5 protein-coding genes and 1 tRNA gene are annotated in these 4,915 nt (G+C 59.0%); 4 read left to right on the forward strand and 2 right to left on the reverse strand.

Annotation, left to right across the window (positions count from 1 at the left end):
- The 3 genes from EOA86_RS22285 to EOA86_RS22295 form a co-directional block, all read left to right on the forward strand.
- A partial coding sequence (locus tag EOA86_RS22285; RefSeq protein ID WP_164891902.1) for a type II secretion system F family protein occupies positions 1–870 on the forward strand: 870 nt, incomplete at its 5' end.
- Positions 871–925: 55 nt separating this feature from the next.
- Entirely contained in the window at positions 926–1,471 is a 546-nt protein-coding gene (locus EOA86_RS22290) for a tetratricopeptide repeat protein (RefSeq protein ID WP_163602992.1), read from the forward strand.
- Positions 1,472–1,480: 9 nt separating this feature from the next.
- A complete protein-coding gene (locus EOA86_RS22295; RefSeq protein WP_128343601.1) occupies positions 1,481–2,005 on the forward strand; it encodes a prepilin peptidase in 525 nt (174 codons plus the stop codon).
- A 412-nt stretch (positions 2,006–2,417) separates the two neighbouring features.
- On the opposite strand, the gene EOA86_RS39530 is transcribed toward EOA86_RS22295, so the two are convergent.
- Complete coding sequence (locus EOA86_RS39530) at positions 2,418–2,639, reverse strand: hypothetical protein (RefSeq protein ID WP_065007398.1); 222 nt, start codon at positions 2,637–2,639, stop codon at positions 2,418–2,420.
- A 1,590-nt stretch (positions 2,640–4,229) separates the two neighbouring features.
- Positions 4,230–4,306: transfer RNA gene (locus EOA86_RS22305), tRNA-Arg, on the reverse strand.
- A gap of 149 nt (positions 4,307–4,455) precedes the next feature.
- Here EOA86_RS22305 and EOA86_RS22310 point away from each other — a divergent pair.
- Positions 4,456–4,752 (forward strand): DUF768 domain-containing protein, encoded by a 297-nt coding sequence (locus EOA86_RS22310; protein ID WP_065007396.1) that lies wholly within the window; start codon positions 4,456–4,458, stop codon positions 4,750–4,752.
- Positions 4,753–4,915: the final 163 nt, after the last annotated feature.

Consider the following 4,915-nt stretch of genomic DNA (forward strand, 5'->3'; position numbering starts at 1 on the left):
GCTCTCGTCTTCTTGCCGGCGCTGCAGACGCGCAAGCTGGTCGCAAAAAGCCTGATGGCCGAAGGTATTGCCGATCGCCGTTCGCTCGTTGGACAGGAGCAGCTTGCCAAAATCGCAGCGCAGCGGCCAGTGGAGGCATATTTTCGATCGATCGAAAAGGAGCGGGACGAGCCCAGCGCCTTGGACGCGAAGCTCTTTCGCGCCGGCTTTTATCAGTCGAGCGCGCCACTCATTTACACCTTGTCGCGACTTGGCGCGGTCTGTGTCGGCTTTTTGGCTGCCTATGCGCTACTGTCACGAGTCCTGCCGTCTGAGTTACCCGGCTTCATCGCCTTTGCCGGTTCTGCTTTGTTTGGGCTCGCCTGCATCGTAGTTCCAAGCGTCCTGCTCGATCGCTTCGAAAAGGCACAAAAGCGGATCTATCGTCGTGGCTTTCCCGATTTCATGGACATGATGATAACCTGCGCCGACGCAGGCATGAGCCTCGAGGCGGCCGTCGAGCGTGTAAGCGGTGAACTGGCCGGCACCCACAGATGGCTGGGCGTCCAGCTTTCGATCATGACCTTGCAGTTGCGCGCCGGCAAGCCATTGCGCGAGGCCTTGCGCGAACTCGCCGACCGCATTGGTCTTGACGAGGCGCGGGCGCTCGCTGTGCTTTTCAGGCAGTCGGAAGAACTTGGCACTAGTCTCACGGAGGCCTTGCGCGTCTACAGCGACGAAATGCGGAGCCAGAGAATCCTGAGTGCCGAAGAGCGCGCCAATGCTTTGCCGGTCAAGATGATGATCCCGTTGGGGCTCTGCATCTTTCCAGTTGTGTTGATGGTCATCATGTTGCCGGTGATCATTCGAATGAGGGGCATTTTCTTCTAGGCGATCATGTGCTTTGGTCGAAATACAGAGTCGGAGGACTCTTTTGGGGGACGAAATGACAGGGCCAATGCGCCTCGCAGCCATAGCCGGTTTGCTGCTTATCGTGCTTTCCGGCTGCCAGACGGCTGATAGCAGCGGCGTCGTCCGCACCAACGAGCCCTCAAAAGGTGACATGACAGCCTTTGGCGATGCCTTCGACGGGCTGAAGACGGTCAGCGACGTCGAGTACTATGCCTCGGACCAGGCTATTGCCGAAGCCAAGAACCAGTTCCGCGCGGAAAATTACGGCAATGCCGGCGCCCTGTTCTACAAGGCGACGCAACTGGCGCCCAATGATGGTGGTGCCTGGATGGGCCTGGCCGCCTGCAGCGATCGCATCCGCCGCTTCGACCTCTCCGACTACGCCTATCGCCAAGCCTTCCGACTGGTTGGCGGGACGCCCGAATATTACAACAATGTCGGCTATTCCTATCTGCTGCGCGGCAAGCTGCAGGACGCACGCAGCAACTTCCTCAAGGCTTATGAGCTGGTGCCCAACGATCCGACCGTGGCCAACAATCTGCTGCTCCTTTCGTCGAGCGTGAAGAATCTCGAGCGGTAAGGCGATAGCATGTTGCTCGCCGCATCGCTGCTGCTGAAGGGACTAGCCATTCCTTTGCTGGCAAGGATCGCCTGGCTCGACCTTACAACCCAGAAGATATCCAACCAGAATGTGCTGCTGCTGCTTTGCCTGGGTTTGGGCTCGCTGCAGCTCCTATCGGTGCAAGCCGGGTCGTGGTGGGACATGGGCCTGAGCGCGCTTGCCGGTCTTTTGCTGTTTGTTGCGCTCTTTCCGTTCTGGGCCATGCGCAAGATCGGGGCCGGCGATGTCAAGCTGATGGCGGTGCTGCCGTTGCTGATAGGCGGCAGCGGCCTCGTCGTATTTTCAGTGCTGCTGCTGGTTTTCGCTCTCGCCACGGCGATGGTCGTCAAAAATCCGCTCATGCTGCCGCAAAGCGCTTTCCGCCTCTACGTTCAGCACCTGGACCGCAAAGGCGTCGTGCCGTTTGGCGTGCCGATCTCGCTCGCAGCGATCTGCACGATAGTGTTTCAGATTTATACCAACATGATGGTTCTAGCCGGGCTATCGGTTTGACGGAGGGCGGCTTTGGACCCTTGCGGGGGCAGGCGATGAAGGTGAAGAACTAGGCGCTTACGCGCGAGCCAAGCGGAGGGTTGCATGAAGCAGCTCGAACTTCTGGATTGGAACCCGCCTGTCTGGTGATCGCCTTCCCGATGGCGAAGCGTGTCGGCAAAGTCCGACGTGTTGCCGAGGTGCTTTCGGTCAAGCGCGGCGCCGCCGCGACGAACTACTGGAAGCAGGTGGTTGCGACCTTGGGCGGACAGACGCAACGTGCCGGGTTCAATCGGGATACCATCAACCGCGAACCGCGAGCGCTTCATGACGCTGTTCAGCGCGAGCTTTGCTTGCAAAGTGGGCACGGGCAGCGGCCAGGAGGTACTGCCGCATGACCCCGACCTATCGCGGCGTCGACGGGCGGGATGGTTCAACCCGTGCGAAAACCGTCAGCGCTGGTTGGATCGATCTTCATCAACCGCGATCTGGCCTCGGCCACGCGACGTTGCGCAGCCCGTATCCTGCTGCACAACGCAATATTGATGCCGACACCGCAGTCTTCATCCAGCATTTCATTCGCACGCCTAAGGGAGAGCTCCGCTCGCCTGAGCCGCTGTCGGGCTCTCGCCAATTCCAAATCCAGAAATTCCATTATCCTGCATCCATTGGAGTCCCTTCGATTGGTAAACCATTTGTCGTCGCCGTTGGTTCCGGCTGTCCGCGAACGTGCAGCCTAGGCGTCGATTTGGTTGGCACAGTCTGGAACGCCAGCGGTGGCGCTGCTGGCCGGAAGGCCGGGAACGATGAGCCGTGTCCCTGCCAACAGAGAGATCGTCCGTTGCTGCTGCTCACTCGACCTGCTCAATCTCCGGACCCGGTTCAGTCGGCGGAGCTGGCATGCAATCTTGTCCGGTGCATTCCTGCACAGGGTTATCCGCCGGCGGGAGGCAGTTTTGCCCCTCGCAATGAACTGGCGGCTGCTCTGTTGCTGCTTCGCTGTTCGGCAGAGCCGGCTGATCCTCAGCTCGAACGGGAGGCATTCCAAGGCCGATCATGGCCGTGCACAGGAGCGCAATTCGAAGCAACTTCATTTCCGCCTCCGCGGCTGACAGCTAAATGCAGACTACACTTTCGAACTGCGGCCTACATCCTGTCACCCGCGAACGGCGTTAACAGCGCGTTTCGTTGCTGGTCAGAAGGTCGCGAGGAATGAAAGCGAGCGTTGTTCGTCTTCCTGCCAAAACAGCGCCAAAAACAGGCGAGCGTCTTCGACCGCTCAATATACCCGGCACCGAGGCCCTTACAGTCAAGCAGGCGCAGGGTGTTCAAAGACTATCGATTGTCAGAGGACACGTTGCGACGCTTGGTGAAGCGATGGCGCTTGAGGGTGATCATTGTGCGCTGAACTGCCCCAGGCAGGACGACCGCGAACATCCGGACGTGCAACGGTATTTCCGAAGGCTGGATATACCTCTAAGTTAGTGAAAAGCTGCGACGATCCCCTTCACCCAATCTAGAAGTTCTGGACTGGCAAGGGATACGGCTAATGCGCTGGCCACTGTAGCAACTATCACCCCCGCAGGCATAACACTCATCAGACTGTTCATCTTGCTCACGTGGCGTTCAGCAGCTGCCCGCTGTTTTTCGTTGCTGTCGGGAAATTCGTCAGGATGTTCAATCCGTACCGATCGTAGTCGAGATCATCATGATTGATGCTCTACCGGCTGAGGATTGCATCGTAATCTCGGCTAGTCGCTCGGTCTTATGGATGATGCCTTGGTCGCGCTCTGTGCAGCACGTCCTACAACTGAGGACGAGCAGAAACTTCGACGGAGATACCCCTCTTCGATCGACGTTGCTGCCAGTTTTAATGGATGCGAGGTCCCGACCAAGCGCGCCATCAAGGCACTGATCGAGGGCGTAGCGTGATGAGGCTTATCGCCGGCCTCCGCTGCCACCTTCACCTCCGCCTTGCGTCATGGCACGAGGTACCGCGCCAGCGCCTTGCTCGAAGTCATTCGGGCAAGGCGCGATAGGCGAGGTCAACCGGCCCGCTGATGCCTCGCCGGCGTCAGCTGTAACGGCCCGCTGCCTCAAACCAGTCCCATAGCCTCCCCATGTCACGTCCATGTCGCGTGGATCCGCCGATAGTCGCAGGAAACCTTTGGAAATCAACGGTAGCCAATTGCAACATGGCGCGACATGGCCGCCGCCCAAATGATCACCAAGTTTTTGATTTTGTTGGTGATCCCGACAGGAATCGAACCTGTGACCTACAGATTAGGAATCTGCCGCTCTATCCTACTGAGCTACGGGACCACGCGGCCCGACACATAACCGCTTCGGACCGTTTCGCCAAGAGGCAGGCTCGATGAATCGGCCGGTTGCGAGGTGGATCGCAAAGATGAGCTCGGGATAGCGGAACTTCGGACCACCGCCGCGCTTTAGTGTGCCGAAGGAGATGCCGCATGAGTGCTACGAAAGAGTTCTTTGAAACCTGGCTCCAGGAGAACGTCGGTAACCTGCCCGCTGAAAGCGAGGTGAGCGTGGCGGTCCTGGCACAGCAATTCGAACAAGATGCCGACGCGGCCGGCTATGGTCACGAGGTACGCGAAGACGAGATCGGCGACATTGAAGAGGCGATTGAGAAAGCTCTGGACAAGGCCCGGACCGGCGAACAGCAGCAGGCCGATCCGGTCGAAGAGAGTGATCTGGCGCCCGTCATGGAAGCGCTGGAGGTCGACGACCCGAAGAGCGGACCATAGGGGTCCAGGCACCATCCATTGATTTTCGAATAGATTCCCAGCCGGTGCTCCTCCACCCTACATGACCGCCCATGATAGATGCGTGGGTATCGGCGTCGCGTTGGCTGCGTACCCTCGGGGGGCAAGCCCGAGGTAGGCATTGTATGCATTAGGCGGCCAGCGC

The organism is Mesorhizobium sp. M5C.F.Ca.IN.020.32.2.1 (assembly GCF_004023105.1).
Classification (GTDB): Bacteria; Pseudomonadota; Alphaproteobacteria; order Rhizobiales; family Rhizobiaceae; genus Mesorhizobium; species Mesorhizobium wenxiniae.

Coding starts and splice junctions, on each gene's coding strand:
- EOA86_RS22290 (WP_163602992.1), top strand. CDS start 926: ATGACAGGGCCAATGCGCCTCGCAGCCATAGCCGGTTTGCTGCTTATC.
- EOA86_RS22295 (WP_128343601.1), top strand. CDS start 1,481: ATGTTGCTCGCCGCATCGCTGCTGCTGAAGGGACTAGCCATTCCTTTG.
- EOA86_RS39530 (WP_065007398.1), bottom strand. CDS start 2,639: ATGGAATTTCTGGATTTGGAATTGGCGAGAGCCCGACAGCGGCTCAGG.
- EOA86_RS22310 (WP_065007396.1), top strand. CDS start 4,456: ATGAGTGCTACGAAAGAGTTCTTTGAAACCTGGCTCCAGGAGAACGTC.